This window comes from Acetobacter garciniae (genome assembly GCF_017377735.1).
In the GTDB taxonomy this organism is placed as follows: domain Bacteria; phylum Pseudomonadota; class Alphaproteobacteria; order Acetobacterales; family Acetobacteraceae; genus Acetobacter; species Acetobacter garciniae.
Map to the genome: position 1 here is coordinate 1 of NZ_JAFVMH010000011.1, position 17,257 is coordinate 17,257.

General features: G+C 58.3%; 11 protein-coding genes and 5 pseudogenes. 12 read left to right on the forward strand and 4 right to left on the reverse strand.

What is annotated here, in order from left to right; all coding sequences use genetic code 11:
- The first annotated feature begins 94 nt into the window (after positions 1-94).
- Both J2D77_RS15030 and J2D77_RS15035 read left to right on the forward strand, forming a co-directional pair.
- Positions 95-415, forward strand: a complete 321-nt coding sequence (locus J2D77_RS15030) for an O-methyltransferase (protein WP_230975859.1) — start codon at positions 95-97, stop codon at positions 413-415.
- A 123-nt stretch (positions 416-538) separates the two neighbouring features.
- A pseudogene (locus tag J2D77_RS15035) lies at positions 539-739 on the forward strand (transposase); the annotation flags it as partial.
- A gap of 87 nt (positions 740-826) precedes the next feature.
- On the opposite strand, the gene J2D77_RS15040 reads toward J2D77_RS15035, so the two are convergent.
- From J2D77_RS15040 to J2D77_RS17370, 3 genes and pseudogenes are all read right to left on the reverse strand, one after another.
- Positions 827-2,767: a transglycosylase domain-containing protein gene (locus J2D77_RS15040; RefSeq protein ID WP_207847199.1), complete on the reverse strand. Its 1,941-nt coding sequence runs from the start codon at positions 2,765-2,767 to the stop codon at positions 827-829.
- A gap of 74 nt (positions 2,768-2,841) precedes the next feature.
- On the reverse strand, positions 2,842-7,902 hold the full coding sequence (locus tag J2D77_RS15045; RefSeq protein WP_207847203.1) for an alpha-2-macroglobulin family protein: 5,061 nt from the start codon (positions 7,900-7,902) through the stop codon (positions 2,842-2,844).
- 79 nt (positions 7,903-7,981) lie between these two features.
- Positions 7,982-8,148: pseudogene (locus J2D77_RS17370) on the reverse strand (IS3 family transposase); the annotation flags it as partial.
- Positions 8,149-8,705: 557 nt separating this feature from the next.
- On the opposite strand from J2D77_RS17370, the pseudogene J2D77_RS17565 reads away from it, so the two are divergent.
- The 6 genes and pseudogenes from J2D77_RS17565 to J2D77_RS15070 form a co-directional block, all read left to right on the forward strand.
- Positions 8,706-9,044: pseudogene (locus J2D77_RS17565) on the forward strand (TetR family transcriptional regulator C-terminal domain-containing protein); the annotation flags it as partial.
- 180 nt (positions 9,045-9,224) lie between these two features.
- Positions 9,225-9,720, forward strand: a pseudogene (locus J2D77_RS15050) (SDR family NAD(P)-dependent oxidoreductase).
- Between the two features lie 31 nt (positions 9,721-9,751).
- On the forward strand, positions 9,752-10,204 hold the full coding sequence (locus J2D77_RS15055) for an SRPBCC family protein (RefSeq protein WP_207847204.1): 453 nt from the start codon (positions 9,752-9,754) through the stop codon (positions 10,202-10,204).
- Complete coding sequence (gene bdcA / locus J2D77_RS15060; RefSeq protein ID WP_207847205.1) at positions 10,201-10,914, forward strand: SDR family oxidoreductase; 714 nt, start codon at positions 10,201-10,203, stop codon at positions 10,912-10,914. The genes J2D77_RS15055 and bdcA overlap by 4 nt, the downstream gene beginning before the upstream one ends.
- Positions 10,915-10,962: 48 nt before the next feature.
- The gene (locus J2D77_RS15065; RefSeq protein WP_207847206.1) at positions 10,963-11,853 is read left to right on the forward strand and encodes an aldo/keto reductase; all 891 of its coding nucleotides are present in this window, start codon (positions 10,963-10,965) and stop codon (positions 11,851-11,853) included.
- Positions 11,854-11,955: 102 nt separating this feature from the next.
- A complete protein-coding gene (locus J2D77_RS15070) occupies positions 11,956-12,603 on the forward strand; it encodes a glutathione S-transferase (protein ID WP_207847207.1) in 648 nt (215 codons plus the stop codon).
- A 169-nt stretch (positions 12,604-12,772) separates the two neighbouring features.
- Here the strand turns inward: J2D77_RS15070 and J2D77_RS15075 are convergent, their stop codons facing one another.
- Positions 12,773-13,687: a helix-turn-helix domain-containing protein gene (locus J2D77_RS15075; RefSeq protein WP_207847208.1), complete on the reverse strand. Its 915-nt coding sequence runs from the start codon at positions 13,685-13,687 to the stop codon at positions 12,773-12,775.
- A 153-nt stretch (positions 13,688-13,840) separates the two neighbouring features.
- On the opposite strand from J2D77_RS15075, the gene J2D77_RS15080 reads away from it, so the two are divergent.
- The 4 genes and pseudogenes from J2D77_RS15080 to J2D77_RS15090 all read left to right on the forward strand — a co-directional run bounded on the left by J2D77_RS15080 (position 13,841) and on the right by J2D77_RS15090 (position 17,235).
- Entirely contained in the window at positions 13,841-14,587 is a 747-nt protein-coding gene (locus J2D77_RS15080; RefSeq protein ID WP_230975860.1) for an SDR family oxidoreductase, read from the forward strand.
- A gap of 15 nt (positions 14,588-14,602) precedes the next feature.
- Positions 14,603-14,737: pseudogene (locus tag J2D77_RS17375) on the forward strand (IS5/IS1182 family transposase); the annotation flags it as partial.
- Between the two features lie 271 nt (positions 14,738-15,008).
- Positions 15,009-16,412, forward strand: coding sequence for an aminotransferase-like domain-containing protein (locus J2D77_RS15085; protein WP_207847210.1), 1,404 nt, complete (start codon positions 15,009-15,011; stop codon positions 16,410-16,412).
- A 340-nt stretch (positions 16,413-16,752) separates the two neighbouring features.
- Positions 16,753-17,235: an MSMEG_0572/Sll0783 family nitrogen starvation response protein gene (locus J2D77_RS15090; protein ID WP_207847211.1), complete on the forward strand. Its 483-nt coding sequence runs from the start codon at positions 16,753-16,755 to the stop codon at positions 17,233-17,235.
- The last annotated feature ends 22 nt before the right edge of the window (positions 17,236-17,257 follow it).

A 17,257-nucleotide genomic window follows, 5' to 3' on the forward strand; every position in this document is an offset into this window, starting at 1 on the left:
CACTGCTCAATGCAATCCTCACGGCCTCGCGCTTGAAATCTTCCGTATGTTTCATGGTGTCGTCGGTCTCCTGATACGAGCTTAAAACGCTCAGATGACCGGCACAAAACCGTTACAAGTCCATGTTGAAGAAGCCGGGCTGGCCGATCTGGTGGAAATACGCGAGGGGGATGCCCTGACCACGCTCGCCGCCAATCTGCCCGAAACCATCGACCTTGTGCTGCTCGACGGTGCCAAGCCGCTTTATCCCGATATCCTTGCGCTGCTGGAAAGCAGGCTGCGCCCTGGCGCGATGATTGTCGCGGACAATGCTGATTACAGTCCGGATTATCTGGCGCGGGTGCGTTCTCCGACCGCCGGGTATCTTTCGCTGCTGTTTGACGGGGACGTTGAACTGTCGGTGAAGCTTGGCTGACTGCTGCGTTTTGTGGAGACACATTGCCCAAGGGCAAAAACACGGACGATGACGGCTACGTAGTTGCGCATCGTAAGGCTGCCGCTATGGAGGTGTAGGCTATAGAAAGGTAATAAAACGCGAATAAAGCCCTGCATTCCTGTCCGGAAATTTCGTGGAAAACCGGTCAGATACGACAGACGGAAATACAAACGCCGCAGCCGTATCGAGATCATGTTCGGAAGAATCAAGGACTGGAGACGGGTCGCAACACGTTATGATAGATGCCCGAATATCTTCTTCTCAGCCATCTGCCTCGCTGCAACCGTCATCTTCTGGTTATGAGTCCTGAGCCTAGCCCACATCAGGCGGATTGGCTGGAAAATGGAAAACTTGTTATAAAATAAATCGACAGTGCAAGAGGGTTCCATTTTACCGTATACGAATATCAATAGTCGCATGGGCGTTTTGCGCGTCCGCAAGAGTGATATGCGCAAAGCCAGGCGCATCGGGCGTCCAGGAAGGTTGCGCACCGGGCGGCACATCCAGCGGAATGCCATTGATATACCAATGATAAGGCGGATGGCCGCCTGAGCCTTCCAGCCCGACGGGAAGCATCGTGCCCTCGGAAGAGCGGCTTTCAATTTCGGAATGATTGCGCGGAAAGATGATCTGCGGTGCTTGCCGTTGTTGCAAAGTGCGCAGAGCAGGTGACAGGACTGCAACAGCACGATGAGGTTGAGCACTGGCTGACGGGGCTGATGTATGCGGGGGTGAAGAAAGCAGAGAGAGGAGAACTGCCAGCACTGGCCCTGCCGTATCCCGTCCTGTCAGCCCAGGAGAGGCGGTGCCGTCCGGGCGTCCGGCCCAGACACCGACCGTTGCCTGCGGGGTGGAGGCCATCGCCCATCCGTCACGATTACCATAGGATGTGCCTGTCTTGAAGGCAACTCCCTCCCATGATGCTACGCCGGCCGGTGGAGCGGTGCCCCGCAGGATTGTACGAATGTCTGCATTTGCTCTGCTGGACAGCAGGAATGTCTCGGGCGCAGGGCCTGCCGATTTCAGACCTGTCGGTTCACGATGCAGGGGGGCGACGCGACCATCATGATCGAGTGCCGCGTACAGCATTGTCAGGTCATGGAGTGAGATGGCTGCTCCTCCGAGAACGATCGCGAGGCTCGGTGCGCTTGGTGTGCCATCCGGGTTTTCTGGCAGTCGCAATCGCACACCGCAGGCGGAGAGGCGGTCCGTGAACCGGGAGGGGCCAACCCGCTCCAGTGCCTGAATAGCAGGCACATTGAATGAAAGCTGAAGGGCTTCACTCACGGTGGTTTCACCCCGGAAAGCATGGTCAAAATCCCTGGGGGCATAGCCGCCAATGGCAAGTCGGCTATCGCGCACACGTGTATGGGGTGTCATCCAGCCTTTTTCGAATGCCATGCCATAGACAAACGGCTTGAGTGTGGAACCGGGGGAACGGGGTGCCAAAACAGCATCTATCGCATTGCCCGGAGCCTTATGCTCGGCCCCTCCGACCCATGCAACGATCTGCCGTTCATGGTCGACAATCAGTGCTGCAAATGTTCCACGCAGCGGGGCAGGGTGGCTGGCAAGCACCTGCCGTGCGTTGCGCTGGAGCCTTGCATCAAGCGTTGTCATCACCACGCCGTTGCGCCCTGCGCTGAGAAAATGACCGGCGAGTTCAGGGGCGTCATGCGGTACGCCGCGTGTGTCTGGTGTTGGCCATGCAACAGGCCGTAATGAAGTGGCGCGTTGCAGTGTGCGGTGCGCAGCGTTCAGCAAGGCGTCAGGATGGCGGTCCGGGCGGAGTGCGGCGGGCCGCCGGGGTAAAGTCACAAGAAACGCGGCCTCGGTGAGTGTCAGATGGCTGGGCTCATGCCCGAAATAGAGCAGGGATGCCGCACGGATGCCTTCGATATTCGTGCCTTCAGGAGCTAGCGTGAGGTAAAAGTTCAATACACCCCGGCGCCCGAAACGCCATTCAAGCTGGAGGGCGCGCAGGATATCGCGCAGCTTGCCGCCCCATGTATGACGGTGCGGGGTAAGGAGACGGCTTGTCTGCATGGCCAGCGTGGAACCACCCGAGACAATATGACCACGCCAGGCCAGTTGCCAGATGGCGCGCGCAAGGGCCTGCGGATCAACCCCCGGATGGCTTTCAAAGCGGTGGTCTTCCGTCATTATCAGGAGTGTGATGTAGGTCGGGTCAACATCCTGGTTTTCAACCGGCAGACGCCAGAAGCCATCGCGGCTTGTATGGCCGTCAAGCAGTGTATGGTCGCGGGCTTGAACAAGAAGGGCGGCTTGCTCGGCCCGATGCAGGTCTGGCGGATTAAATCGGTCGGCCACCAGTAGACAAGCCGGAATGAGGCTGGTGAGCAGCAGGCCGAGTGTACAGTTTCTGATGAGGTGGAGAGAAGCCCTCAATGTGCGGTGATCTCGACAGTCCCTGATGCCGTGCGAGCCATCAGGCTTGGAAGACGCCGTGCGCTGACCATCGCTTCTGGCAGAGTGAAGCGGCCCGGCGTAATGGCGCGGACGATGTAGGCGACATGGAAACTCCGCGCCGCAAGATCTGGAGACTGCGTCGTGAAGCGCACCGCAGCACTGAAGCGATCATCCCGCGCGGCAGCATGTTCGGTGTTGCTGAGTGTGCCCAGAAAAGCGTAAGGGGGCTGTGCGCGGTCGTTTTCAGTGTTGTCACTGTCATGCTCGTCAGAGGCGGCATCCTCAGGAGACACAATGCTCTCGATTTCCCATCCGGCAGGAAGCAGGCTGGTGATGCCCACCAGATACTGACCGGGGTGGAGGGCCGTGCCTTTGAGACTGACGATAAACCGGTCATTCTGTTGCATATGTGTCAAGTCAAATGGCTGGCCAGTCAGGGTAAAGCCCTGCATGGCCAGTGTCAGTCCGTTGGTGAGAGGTTTGACATTCCCGGCTGGCTCGCCTTGCACGGTCAGGGTGCTGAACAGCATCTTCCTGCCGGTATTTTCAACCTGAAACCCCTTTTCGAGTGCGGCGGAATCAAACGGATAGGCAAGCGGCAGGCGAAGCGGTGTGGCGTTGGAGCGCCCCTGTACACGCACACTTCGCCCGTCAGTATCCTTGTTCAGAGCGCTGGCAGCTTCGAGCAGCGCCGTTCTGGTTGCGGTTGTCAGCATATCAGGCGACAGAGTCAGCTTGCCAAACCGCCCAATGAGCAGATGGGTGCGCCGGTCGTCATGCGCTTCGGCTGTCAGGGCAGCAAGCCCGGCCAGGTCGCGCACGTAGGTCCAGTATCTGTAATCCCACAAATCCGGCTTTCCGGTGCGGGTTAGCCCGAGTGCCGAGATGGCTGCGTCCAGCAATGCTTCTGGTGATGTCGCGCTGTTGTCCTCCGGTACATCGTCCATCGCGAGTGCGACAGCGAGATGCCCAAGGGCCAGAGGATAGGCCTGTGCATTGGAGCCTGCCGTGCCAGCCCAGACATAGTTGACGCGGGTACCATCCTGCCGCGCGACGAGCGAGGCCGCGAGAGTGTGGATTGCATCAGGGTGGAGGCGACCAGCACGGGCCAGCACGTACGCCGCGTAAGCGCGTATATTCAGCAGTTCTGCCTGCCTTTCACTGTCATGCTCTTCATCATAGACGCTCTGAGACTGGAGCTGCTCGCTTTCAATATGGTCGAGTAGCAGGCCCAGCCGGTCCTCTGGCACGGTGTAGCCAGCGGCTTTTGCCCGGATCAGGAAATCGGCAAGATAGTCCAGATCGTCGGGAAGACTGAGGCCGTCGGAGCGGTCCCACTGGCCAATCTCACCTGAGGGGTTCTGGCGATCAAAAAGCGTATTGATGGCTGACTGGATGGATGTGCCCGCAGTGTCTCTGTGGTCGTGAGTCTCGGAGACGGCCGGGTTGTCTTGTTGCAGCAGCGCACGGGCCTGAGCCGCCAGTGTATCAGAATCCTCCCAGACGCTGGATTGCAGGGATTCTTGCAACCCGACTGTATCAAGGCCGTCCGACGCGGAGATGTTGAGGGTTATCCGAGCATCTGCCGGGTTGAAGCCCGCAAGTTCCGTGCGGTCCCATGTCTTATGGCTACCGGGTGGGAGCGGGATAGTCCGGCTGGCGGTAAGCGGAACATGCGCCAGCCTGATGCCGATGGGCCAGCTTCGCGTCAGCAGCGTTTTTGATGAGCCGCGTCGGCGCAATGTGAGATGAATATGCGCAATGGCGGTGCGGCCCGGCAGGGTTGGGGTGGCCGCCAGCGTAACATGCAGGTCAGCGCGCCCACCGGGTTTGACAGGGGCGCTGAGTGTGCCAGAGCCGAGAACCCGGAGCGGTCCATCCGTGGTGATCTGGACCTCGTACGGTGCTGATGGCGCATCAACATTGATAATGGAGACCTGTGCCTGTGCCGTATCTCCCGGGGCGAGGAACCGTGGCAACCCCAGGTCGGGGAAAACCGGGTCTCGTGCTGTGATGTCTGCCTGCGCGTTGCCAACGGCATCTTTGCTCCAGGCTGAGGCCATCAGGTGAAGCTGCCCGTCAAAATCCGGCACATCGAACGAGAGAGTGCCGTGTCCGGTGCTGTCGAGTGCGACAGGGCCATCGAACAGCGCGACGCTTTCCGTTGTCCGCACGGGCGGGCCGTCCGCGCTGCTGTCATTTGACGCTGCATCTCCCCCAGACCGGATCCGGCCATTTTTCGCATCACTCAGCAGAAGAGACCCGTAGTTGTCCAGCATGTCCAGCCCAAGACGGGGGCGACCGTAAAGGGCATCAAACAGGTTGAGCGGCGTGAAATGCGTGAGGTTGAGAATACCCTGATCGACCGCAGACACCGCGACCTGCACATGCCCCACCGGGAGACCCTGACTGGCCTGAACTATCACGGGAATGGTGATGCGATGGCGCGACGTAACGGTGCCGGGCGCATCGAGCGTTACGTTCAGCCGATGTGTGTCCTGATTGACACCAATCCATGTGACACCAACCGCCCGCACAGGGTCATGCGGACGCAGGCCGGAGGGGCTGTTGAGGGGGCGATAGAGTGTGACCAGTGCATAGGCACCGGAATGCCAGTCCGGTGCGGCGGTTACGGGCACGTCCAGCCCTTCTTTTGGAACGTCCACGAAGCGTGTGTTCAGCACACGGTCTGTTGCAAGCGTTATCTGGGCCTGCCCGGAAAAACCGCCGCCAATGTGGATGACCGTGCTGCCGCCTGGCACGATATGGGTATCGCGCACGCTGAGCGGCAGATGGTCCGGCGTGCTGGCATTACCGCTTCCACCCCAGCCGACCTGAAAGCGGAGTGAACTGCCTGTTACGCCGCCACTTTCGCTCGGGACGGCACTCAGGCGATATTCGCCCCAGTCCAGCGTTGGGGTGATCCGAGCTGTACCTTTGGCATCTGTTGCAAGATCGCCCGAGCGCATGGGCACGTCCACGGTGTGGCTGCTGAAGGTCCAGCCATTGTCGGGCGTGTAGGACCAATTATAGATCCGGTTGACGCGTGACAGGGTCCAGTGAATTTTGCCGATGGCAACCGGACTGTTGTCAGGCGCAAAACTTGCAAGATCAATGGGGATAACAGCACTGCCCACGCTGGAGGAGGCATCTGTCGCGACACGGAGGCCGATCAGCGGTGCGGTGCGGCGGACAGGAATTGTAAAGTGTTCACCCACGCGCCGCCCCATGGGGTCAAGAAAACCGGCACGTATATCAAGGGCGAGTGGCCGGGTAAGGCCCTGAGGAATATCCGGCGTGAAGGTCAGCTGCGTATGGCCTTCATGATCGGTTGGAGCCGCGCTGATGTCGCCGCTGGCTGATGGTGTCTCCTCGTTCTCAAACCCGAAAGCCCAGCCTGTGTGGTCAGGGATCGGATCGGTCGTGGGAACAAGTCTGTAGGAACTGTCACTTTTAAGGCCCGCACCGGGCGCGCCGTAGAGAAAACGTGCCGAGGCATCAATCACAACGGCCTGTCCGGCGGTTGCGGAGGCTGGTGGCCTGAAACTGGCTTCGATACTGGGTGGTACGAAATCCTGAACGCTGAAACGGGCCGAACCGATGGGAGGCAGGGAAGGGTCGAGCAGAATATCGGCCCGCCATAGGCCCGTGGGTGCGCTGGCGCTCAGGGGCAGGGTGGTGGCGTAGCCGCCCTCTGCCGCAACTGTAAGCGGAATGCGGCGTTCTTCCATCATATCGGGACGGTAAAGAACAAGAACCGGGTGCGCGTCTGGAATAGCCTGTCCTGCCCGGTCACGCAGAAGAGTGAGGAGATGCACGCTCTCACCGGGACGATAGATCCCGCGGTCAGGCTGCACGAGTGCGCGACTGCTCCCCTGAAAGGGGCTGACGGCGCCTTCAAGATGCTGTTCTGAAAAATCGAACCATTGCCGGTCAAGATGCAGAAAGCCAAAATCCTCTCCCTTGCTGGCCAGCAGGACCGAGGAGCGGTCTGCCATGGTGCCACGGAGCAGGGGGGCATCAAAATGCCCGAGGCCGTTCGCATCCGTTGTGACTGTTGCCAGAGTGCCGCCATCACGGGCGCGCAGTGTCAGCGTGACATCAGGAGCAGGCTGTCCGCTCATCAGGGAGCGGGCACTGACTGTCAGCCCGTCTTCACCCCGCAGCATGGACAGGCCAAGATCGCTCAGATTAACCCAGTGGGCAGAAATAGGCTTGCTTTGCAGAAGATCGGCGTTGATGTTCCCATGTTTAAGCGCGGTTTCCACGGGGCTTTTTTCGGGCGGCGTTGCTGCGTCTTCAACCGTCACCAGATAGAGTCCGTTCTGTCCTGCGCCAATTGTCTCTGCCAGCGGGAAGCCAGTTGTCACAGATCGGTCTGGAGCATGATCGATAGCCATGGTGCCGTGCCAGATTTCACGCATGGTCGTGTCCAGCAGGGTCTGGAACGTATAAGGGTCAAAACTGGTCTGGTTCAGATCAGGAAGTGTGCTGTCAATATGATCTATGCCGGGAAATTGCTGATATGCAGCGACCCGAAAGACGTGGAGACGAACCGTGGAGACGTTAATAGTTTCGATAGCGAGGGCAGGCGTATGCCCGGTCGTGCGTCCGGGCAGGATAAAGCCGTCTCCTGTCAGCCCAACGTGCGCATCACGACGCCCAAAACGGGCGCTGAGCGTGAGGGGGGTTGCGAGATTCTGGCCATCGGCTGAAGTAAAATCCGGGTCGACCTTCATTGTGTAACCCTGCCCGAAGGCAAGCTGGCCAAGGCAGAATGTGTCATTCTCCACACGCGGTATGAAGGCGCTTTCTGGTGAGAGATGGACCGAATGGGCCAGTGTTGATATTTCTCGTGCGTTCAGCTTCTGATTGAAATGCAGGCAGATTTCAGGGTGTTCGCCCGTTGCATCGAGAGAGGTACGCTGGAACGCGAAAGGTGAGGACTCAGCGGAGGCCGCCTGACTGCATGGCGCGAGGTACAGAGCCGGAAGGGCAACAAGGCTCAGGGAAGAAAGCAGAAGGCGTAGAGACAATATATTGAACCCTGAACAGTTTATGCTGGATTACGCGATGTAATCAGTCCCAGGATTAGGGGGGACCGGGTTTCACAAATTACGCGGCCATGAGAATTTGGTCCATAGCAACGTAAAAATGTTGTTCGGCCTCGGCTGGCGTGATGTTGCCGACAGGCTCAAGGATACGGCGGTTGTTGAACCAGTCTACCCTTGGAGGGTGGCGTATTCGACGGCCTCAAACGATCGCCATGTGCCGGATCGATGCTTATGATCGCTTCTCAGACCGCCTCTAGGATTGGGGAAGCTATGCCCCGTCCTGCGTTGAGCATGCGATCAGAAACGCATCTGAAGCAGCGCGTGGACAAACGCCATCCCCTCCCTGGGTTCTCCAAAGCTGTGCGGTATTAAACGACCTTTCTGTGTCGTTTTGCTGCGCCGAAAGGACAAATATCCTACATCCGCTCATGGTATGTGCGGACATATCCGTTGGCTCATCGGGATGGCGCATGTTGGTCTGTAGCCATAATGAACATGAGTGCAGGGAATGGCTGTTTTCGGTTGTCGCTTGCCGATAACCGACCTTCCGCTTTCCTCCCCCTCCGGATTTGCCTGTCTGCTCGGCGGACTAGGAGCAGACAGGCAGCAGTCGCCTTTATTCAAGACATTACGTCTCTCAGCGACATTTTCGTCAAGCCAACGTTGAGGGACGAATTCTGGCCCATTCTTATAGTCAGGTCAGATATCTACCGTGCTGTGAAGTTTAAACACCTTTTTCGAGTTTTCCGTGACGACATGCGAGGAGGGTCTGGAACTGATCAGGAAGGACGTTGCGCGGTTCGGCGCGCATGCAGGCGGCCCGGGCGCATCCGACCGGATGCGTGGTCGTGTCCGGCGCTAGCAACTGCTCACCTGAAAACGAACCCGTCCGCGCCTTTCTTGCGGCAGAACGACAGCGCACGCGGGCAGGCCTCAGGGCTTGCGTGGAACGCGCTGTGACAAGGGGCGAATTGAGGGCGTCCCCAGCGACAGATATCCTGCCAGACATTCTCGCGACTTTTTTCCACGGCATGACATGCGAAGCCCGGGACGGGATGACTTCGGACACTCTGGATGCGGCCGTCACGTCTTTCCTCACATTGTGGGATATCAACGCAGTGAAGCCGAGACGGAAAAACGGTCAAAAAGACGCTGAGGAGGGCAGGGCGACCGGCCCCGGCGCCACTCTTCCATATCGGTCAATCCATAAGTCCTTGACCTCACCTTGTGCCCATATTATGGATCGGTCGGTATGGAAATGGTGTCTTCGGAACCCGGCACATGCCTCTTCAGGGAATCCGATCATGAGCACATCAAAAATCGCCCTCGTCACGGGTGCCAATCGCGGCATCGGCTACAGCATCGCGAAGCATCTGACGGCCGCCGGCATCAGCGTGATCGGCACTTATCCTGCTGACGGTAGCGCTCCTTCCGCTGATCCGCGATGGCGGCCGCATTCTCAACATCACCTCGGCCGCGACACGCTTCTATCTGACGGATCATGGTCCCTACTCGGCCATGAAAGCCGCAACCGAAGTCATTTCGCTCTACATGGCGAAGGAACTGGGCGAGCGTGGCATTACCGTCAATGCCGTCGCTCCCGGGGCGGTCGCATCGGGTTTTGGCGGGGGTCTTGTCCGTGACGATGCCTCGATCAACAAGAGTCTGGCCGAGATCACGCCGCTGGGGCGTGTCGGCCAGCCCGACGACATCGGCGCCGCGGTCCGTGGCCTCCTGTCTGACGACATGCACTGGGTAAATGGCCAGCGCATCGAAGTGACGGGCGGCCAGTCGCTTTAATCCCACACAGAAAAGGGCAGGGGGAGTCCGTGTGATTCACGTTATAGCCAGCAGCGTCATCAATGCACCCGTTTCGTCCGTATGGGGGGTGATCCGTGATTTCGGCGCCCTTGGTCGCTGGTTGCCGGGCGTGAAAAGCTGCGTGATCGAAGGCGATGATCCCGGCGACCGTGTCGGCGCAATCCGCCGTGTTGAAATGGGCGATGTCGGCGTCATCCGCGAACAGCTTCTGGCGCTGTCCGACGTGGATCATGCGGTGACGTTCTCGATCATTGAATCGGCTCTGCCCATCCGGAACTACCGCTCGACCATCACGCTTCTGCCCATAACGGATGGCCATCGCACGTTTATCCGCTGGCGCGGCCAGTTTGAGGCGGCTGCCGAACACGCAGCCAGTATGGAGGCCCGGATGCCGACACACATCTACCAGCCAGCCTTCGACAGGCTGGCGGAAATTCTGGCGTTGAGGGAAACACGGTCATGACCAGCTTTCATGGTAAATCCGTTCTCGTGCTTGGCGGTAGCCGCGGGATTGGGGCAGCCATCGTACGCCGCTTCGCTTCGGATGGAGCGAAAGTCGTTTTCTCGTATTTATCCTCCCCTGACGACGCTCACGCCTTGGCGGCCGAGACCGGAAGCAAGGCCCTGCGCGCCGACAGTGGCGACCGGGACGCCCTCATCGCGCTGATCAACTCGCTCGGTCCCTTGGACGTGCTGGTCGTCAATTCCGGCATTCTTGGCGCGGGTGATCCGCTGGATATGCCGCCGGACGACATCGACCGGCTTTTCCGCATCAATATTCATGCGCCCTACCACGCGGCGGTTGCTGCCGCACGGACCATGCCGGACAGCGGCCGTATCGTCTTCATCGGCTCGGCCAATGCTGACCGGATGCCTATGAGCGGGCTTGCTGCGTACAGTGCCAGCAAGGCGGCACTGAAAGGTATGGCCAAGGGACTGGCTCGTGATTTCGGGGCGCGCAACATCACCGTCAATGTTGTCCAGCCCGGCCCTACCGATACCGACATGAATCCAGCCGATGGCCCGCTGAAGGACGTTATGCACGACTTCATGGCGATCAAACGCCATGCCACGGGCGCGGAGATCGCGGGGCTGGTGGCGTATCTTGCCGGGCCAGAGGCTGGTATCATCACGGGGGCTGCATACAACATCGATGGCGGCTTCGCAGCCTGACGAAATAACGGATATCCAAGCATCCGCTGGAAAAAAGGAGCGAGGACCATGACCCATTCATCTCCCAACGCCGCCAACGCCGGCACCTTCACGATTGGCGGCGATCTCGTCGTTCATCGGCTTGGCTTCGGCGCGATGCGCATCACAGGCCCGGGCATATGGGGACCGCCTGCCGATCACGATGAGGCCATCCGCACGCTGAAACGCCTTCCCGATCTCGGCGTCAACTTCATCGATACGGCGGATTCCTACGGTCCCGATGTCTCGGAATGGCTGATCAGGGAGGCGCTGCACCCGTACCGCAAGGACCTCGTGATCGCGACCAAGGGTGGTCTGACCCGGTCGGGACCGGATATCTGGAAGCCGGTCGGGCGACCGGAATATCTGCTTCAGCAGGTGCACAAGAGCCTGCGCAATCTCGGCGTCGAGCAGATCGATCTGTGGCAGTTGCACCGGATCGATCCCAAGGTCCCGGTCGATGAACAGTTTGATGCGGTCAGGTCCTTCATCGACCAGAAACTGATCCGTCATGCAGGATTGAGTCAGGTTTCTGTCGATGACATCAAGGCGGCTTCGAAGTTCTTTAACGTAGTCACTGTCCAGAACCGCTACAATCTCGTTGATCGCACCAGCGAGGACGTGCTCGACTACTGCGCTGGCCAGAACATCGGGTTCATCCCCTGGTTTCCGCTCGCCGCTGGCGACCTCGCCAAGCCGGGCTCGATCCTTGACAGCATGGCGGGGAAATACGGCGCCCATCCCAGCCAGATCGCATTGGCCTGGGTCCTGAAACGCAGCAAAGTGATGCTGCCGATTCCGGGGACTTCGAAGGTCGCCCATCTGGAGCAGAACGTCGCCGCCGCCGACATCACGCTGTCGGAAGAGGACTTCGCGGCCCTCGACGCGGAGGGACGCAAGGCGTTTCAGGCGGCGCGGTAGGGGAGCGCTCCCGGACATTCACAGTCCCAGTTCCGAAAGCCTGAGGTGATTGTCCGGACCACGCCAGACTTTTTCGTTTTCGGTGCCAACAAGGCTGCTCCAATGAAAATTTATGACTGGCCCACCGGGCCCTATCCGGCCCGTGTCCGGATTGCCCTGGCAGAAAAGAATCTCCAGTCCGACGTCGAATTCGTGCCGATCAACCTGTGGAAGGGAGAACACAAGACACCTGGTTTCCTCGCCAAGAATTATTCCGGAACCTTACCAGTTCTTGAACTGGACGATGGAATTTGCCTCGCCGAATGTACGGCGATCACGGTCTATCTCGATGCGCTCGCCGGAGAACCCACACTGACCGGTCGAACGCCGCTTGAGAAAGGCGTGATCCAGATGATGACAAAACGCGCCGAGATCGAGATGATGGACGCTATCAGCGTCTATTTTCATCATGCCACACCGGGTCTTGGTCCCGATGTGGAACTCTACCAGAACCGGGAATGGGGACTTCGCCAGCGTGACAAGGCCCTGCGCGGGATGCATTACTTTGATGGGGTGCTGAGGAAACAGCCTTTCATAGCTGGTGAGGCTTTCTCGATGGCGGATATTGCAGTCATCGGCGGTTTTATATTCGCCAAAGCCGTAAAATTGCCGATCCCGCAGGAGTGCGAAGCACTTTTAGACTGGTTCGCGAGGATGCAGGAGCGTCCGAGCGTCCGGGAACAACTGGCAATTGTTCCGCCGAAACACTGAAACGCTAAGTAATCCCGAACGGCTAGACAATTGCCGTCCCCGTTGCGGTCATTACACCCACGTTCATTCTTCCCGATACCGGCTATTCGTAACAATATCGTAATTCTTCAACGCTACTTTGGTTTCCAGATAAGCGGAGGGAAGGGGAGGGCGATCCCATCTGCTGGCCTCATAGTTTCCTGTAATCGCGTGGACTGACGCCGACTTCCCTGCGAAACACCTGCGCAAAATGGCTCGAGCTTTCATAACCAATGGTCAAAGCGATCTCGATGATGGACTTGTCACTCTGGCACAGACGTTCCTTCGCATGTTCAACACGCCGCCGTACAAACCAGCGTGAAGGGGTTTGCCCCATGGTGTTGTGAAATGATCGACTGAAATGAAACCGGCTCATCCCGCACAATCCGGCCAGAAAATCCAGATCGAATGGTTCGGCGAGATGTGCCTCCATATGATCAAGTGCCTTGCGGAGTTTCCACGCTGGTAGCTGTGCACGTCTGGGCGTGAGAGCAGAATGTGTCTCTGCATAATGGCGCAGAAGGTGGATGGTCAGGCTCTCCAGAAGCCCGTTCACAAATAAAGAACTGGCCGAATGAACTGTCTGTATCTCAGCCGTCAGACCGGTCAGAACGCCAGATATAAAAGCGTCCTGAACACCAGAAATGTCACGCATGCGGAGCCGTGACGGATTAAGCCCCAAAGATCGGGCGGCGCGCTTTACCAGAGTAAGCCCCAGATAGAGATGCATGACTTCAAATGGACGTTCCGGACGGGCCTGCCATCGCATGAGATAAGGCACATCGGTCTGTGTCAGGAAGAATGATCCTGTTCTAACCTCAGTTTTCGTCCATTCACCTGTCAGTTCGCGTTCCTCTATCTGAGCTTCTCCCGAGATGATCCATACCAGCAAAGGCTCGGCCACGGCCGGGACCAGCACCTCATCTTCCTGTTGCGACCGGCGGAATATCTGTGCCTCGGCCTCTTTCCATGCTTCCCCCTGGCTTTGCCCGATTTTCCGGCCCGGAATGCGGTCTTCCAGAGCATAACTGGCGGCACGCAGGGAAGAACGATGCGAAGGAAGCATCCGGTTTACCTTTCAGGCGCGCCATTGATCGCCCAGATCAAACCACAAAAACGCAAAATCACAACGGTTTCAGCAAAAACGCGAGAGAAGCCATCTTCCGTAGTCTCTACATGTTTTTCCGATCGTTTTTAATTGGAATACGTGGGAATTATCATGAGCATCAGAGGTAAGGTTGCACTTGTTACTGGAGCCTCCAGTGGGATTGGTGCTGCGACAGCACGCAAACTTGCGACAGAAGGCGTTGTCGTCGGTCTGGCAGCACGGCGCAAGGACCGTCTGGACGCGCTGGTGACGGAAATCATCGAGGCAGGGGGCAAAGCTGTTGCCCTTCCGACCGACGTGACGAATCCAGCGTCATGCAAAGCCGCCGCAGATGCGCTCACCACCCAATTCGGGGGGATTGACGTGTTGGTCAATAATGCGGGCCTGATGCCCCTGTCCAGCGTTGACAGCCTGAAAGTGGACGAATGGAAACGGATGGTGGACGTGAATATATCGGGTGTCCTCAATGCAACAGCAGCGGTTCTCCCACAGATGATCGCACAGCATTCGGGCCATATCTTCAACATGTCTTCGATTGCGGGTCGGAAAGTCTTTACCGGTCTGGCCGTTTACTGTGCTACCAAGGCCGCTGTCACGGCGTTCTCGGATGGGCTCAGGATGGAAATCGGACCCAAACACAATATTCGCGTGACCTGCATCCAGCCGGGCGCCGTGAAGTCGGAACTGCACGAGCAGATTACGGACGCTACCTATCGCAAGCAGATGGATGATCTGGCGGCGTCCATGACCTATCTGGAGGGTGAGGACATTGCTGACACGATCCTGTTTGCACTGAAATCACCGTCCCGGATGGACGTTGCAGAACTGTTCGTTCTGCCCACCGAACAGGGATGGTGAATATAGCTGGCACCGTATAAAAAGCGCCATCTGATTGAAAACATGTTCGCCAGCCTAAAAGACTGGCGACTTGTTGCGACCAGATACGACCGGTGCGCTCATATATTCATGTCTGCCATCCAGATCGCAGCAAGCTTCATCTTCTATCTTAAAGAATGGCGTCCTGAGCCTAAACAGTGTGCGATAGGGCTACGTGAACTTCACTCTTTGGTCTTCTATCCTTTTTGTGGTGTCTGGAAGAAAATCTTGCTCGAAAATCATTGCTTCGCGAGTTTAAATCTTTAGACGGGACATTAACACGACGAATTGGCGTGATGACCTTGGCGGAGCACCCAAGCATAATCTGTATCGATCATTATTGCACGGATTGTATGGTATGTGGTCGAATGGAATCTCATAGAATGTATGGAAATTCCGTCCCATGTCCGCATACCCCTACCTGACCCACTGGAAAGAAGAGATCAGCCGGAGCCCGAATGCGATTTACATGACGCTGGCCGATGCCCTGGCACTTTCCATCCGCAAGGGCGACTTGCGGGAAGGGGATAGGCTGCCGCCACAGCGAACGATCGCAGAGTATCTTGGCACCAATCTGACGACCGTGACCCGGGCCTTTACGGAGGCCCGACGGCGCGGCCTGATTGACGCGACGGTGGGCCGGGGCACCTTTATCCGTGTTGGTGCGGGGGAAAGTCACTGGCGCCATACGGGGCCGGCTGTAGTTGACCTGACCATGAACCTGCCGCCCATCCCGCAGGACCCGCCGCTTCAACGGATTATCCAAAGTGATATCGCAGCTATCCTTAAGCAGCAGGATCTGAACAGCCTGATGTCCTACCGGGTGACGGGTGGCACACAGGAAGAACGCCAGCTTGGCGCGAAATGGATCTCGCCCGTCATCGGGCAGCGGCGAACGGACGAAATCCTTGTCTCACCTGGCGCTCAGAGTGCGCTTGCGGCGATCGTCAGCACGCACACCCAGCCCGGCGATGTCATTGTCACCGATCGCATTGCCTATCCGGGCGTCCGAACCATCGCGGCGCAATTCGATCTCATTCTGGTCGGTATGGACAGTGACATGGAAGGCATGATGCCAGACCAGCTCGATCGGGTCTGCGCCGAGCATCATCCCCGGATGCTCTACTGCATTCCGACCATCCACAATCCCACCACGGCCACGATGTCCCTGCAACGACGCAAGGATATCCTTGCCGTCGCTCAGCGTCATCATCTGCATATTGCTGAGGACGATCCATACAGCCTGCTGATGGACAATCCGCTACCGGCGCTGGCAGCCCTCGATCATAGCCGTGTTAGTTACGTGGCTACCCTTGCCAAAACGCTCAGTCCGGGTCTGCGCACGGCCTATGTTGCCCTGCCCAATGCGGACATGACCCGACGGGTCGCGGCGGCCATCCGGGCCATTGCGCTGACCAATGCCGGTCTGCTCAGCGCGCTGACAGCGCGATGGATGCAGACAGGGCAGGCACATACAATCCTGCACGCCATCCAGAAAGAGCTGCGCCTGCGCCAGTCCATTGCCCGCAGGGTGCTGGGGGAGGGGCATTGCATGAACCCCGACGGGCCGCATGTGTGGCTGAAACTGCCGGACTGGTGGGGCAGTGCGGATTTTGTGGCGTATGCCCGCAGGCGAGGCCTGGCGCTGGTGCCCAGCACCGTTTTCACCATCAGCGGCGAGCCGCCGCAGCGGGCGCGCATTGCATTGGGCAGCGCACCGGATGCTGCCAGCCTTGAGGAATCCCTGCATGGCGTGCTGTCGGTCCTGCAACATAAACGTTCACCCGGCTTCGCCGATATTGTGTGACCTGCGCGCAGTGTCTGGAATCGATCGGAACATCTGATTCCGGGGCGCGCCATGCGGGTACATGGAAAAACAAAAAGGCACTTCATTCACGACTGCGTGATTATAAAATCAAGCCAAAACAGATCCTTATGGATGCCCCTTACCATTGTATGGTTGTCGTATATTTTTTGTATGTCTCTGTCTTGGCAGGATGGCGGCATGTGATTTGATTTGAGCCGTTTGTACCTATTTCATAGAACATACAATATTTTGGCTCTTTGCCATCCCGTGCCACGTTGCTCTCGGCAACGCGGTCAGGCCCGGCTCTCCGCCGGAGACCGCAGTACACGGGAGATATACCATGCCGAAAGTCGAACACGCTCCGTACAAAGACGGCGATTGCTTCGTCAATTATGAAAACAAGGTCTTTGAGGACGTCAAAGCCCAGCCCGGCGAAAAAGCCCTTATCACCTTCCACACTGTCGCCAATGAAGGCTCGGTCGGGTTCGTCAACCTGCTGCAGGCCACCCGCCTGATCCGCAAAGGATTTGAAACCTCGGTGCTGCTGTATGGCCCGGGTGTGACCCTTGGTGTGCAGCGCGGCTTTCCCCGCCTGGGCGACGAAGCCTTTCCGGGGCATATGAACTGCAACAAGCAGATCACAAAAATCCTCGAAGAGGGCGGCAAAGTCTATGCCTGCCGCTTCGCGCTCCAGGCTCTCTACGGCTACGGCGAGCAGAACCTGATCCCCGGCATCACGCCGATCAATCCGCAGGACGTGCTCGACATCATCCTGCTGGCCCGGCGCGACAACGCCTTCATCCTCAATACCTGGACTCTCTGAAGACCGAAGGGAGGACCGCAAG

What these genes read in the sequence shown, in the direction of transcription:
- J2D77_RS15030 (WP_230975859.1), top strand. Translation starts at nt 95, where the DNA reads ATGACCGGCACAAAACCGTTACAAGTCCATGTTGAAGAAGCCGGGCTG.
- J2D77_RS15080 (WP_230975860.1), top strand. Translation starts at nt 13,841, where the DNA reads ATGAGCATCAGAGGTAAGGTTGCACTTGTTACTGGAGCCTCCAGTGGG.
- J2D77_RS15065 (WP_207847206.1), top strand. Translation starts at nt 10,963, where the DNA reads ATGACCCATTCATCTCCCAACGCCGCCAACGCCGGCACCTTCACGATT.
- J2D77_RS15070 (WP_207847207.1), top strand. Translation starts at nt 11,956, where the DNA reads ATGAAAATTTATGACTGGCCCACCGGGCCCTATCCGGCCCGTGTCCGG.
- J2D77_RS15075 (WP_207847208.1), bottom strand. Translation starts at nt 13,687, where the DNA reads ATGCTTCCTTCGCATCGTTCTTCCCTGCGTGCCGCCAGTTATGCTCTG.
- J2D77_RS15090 (WP_207847211.1), top strand. Translation starts at nt 16,753, where the DNA reads ATGCCGAAAGTCGAACACGCTCCGTACAAAGACGGCGATTGCTTCGTC.
- J2D77_RS15085 (WP_207847210.1), top strand. Translation starts at nt 15,009, where the DNA reads ATGTCCGCATACCCCTACCTGACCCACTGGAAAGAAGAGATCAGCCGG.
- bdcA (WP_207847205.1), top strand. Translation starts at nt 10,201, where the DNA reads ATGACCAGCTTTCATGGTAAATCCGTTCTCGTGCTTGGCGGTAGCCGC.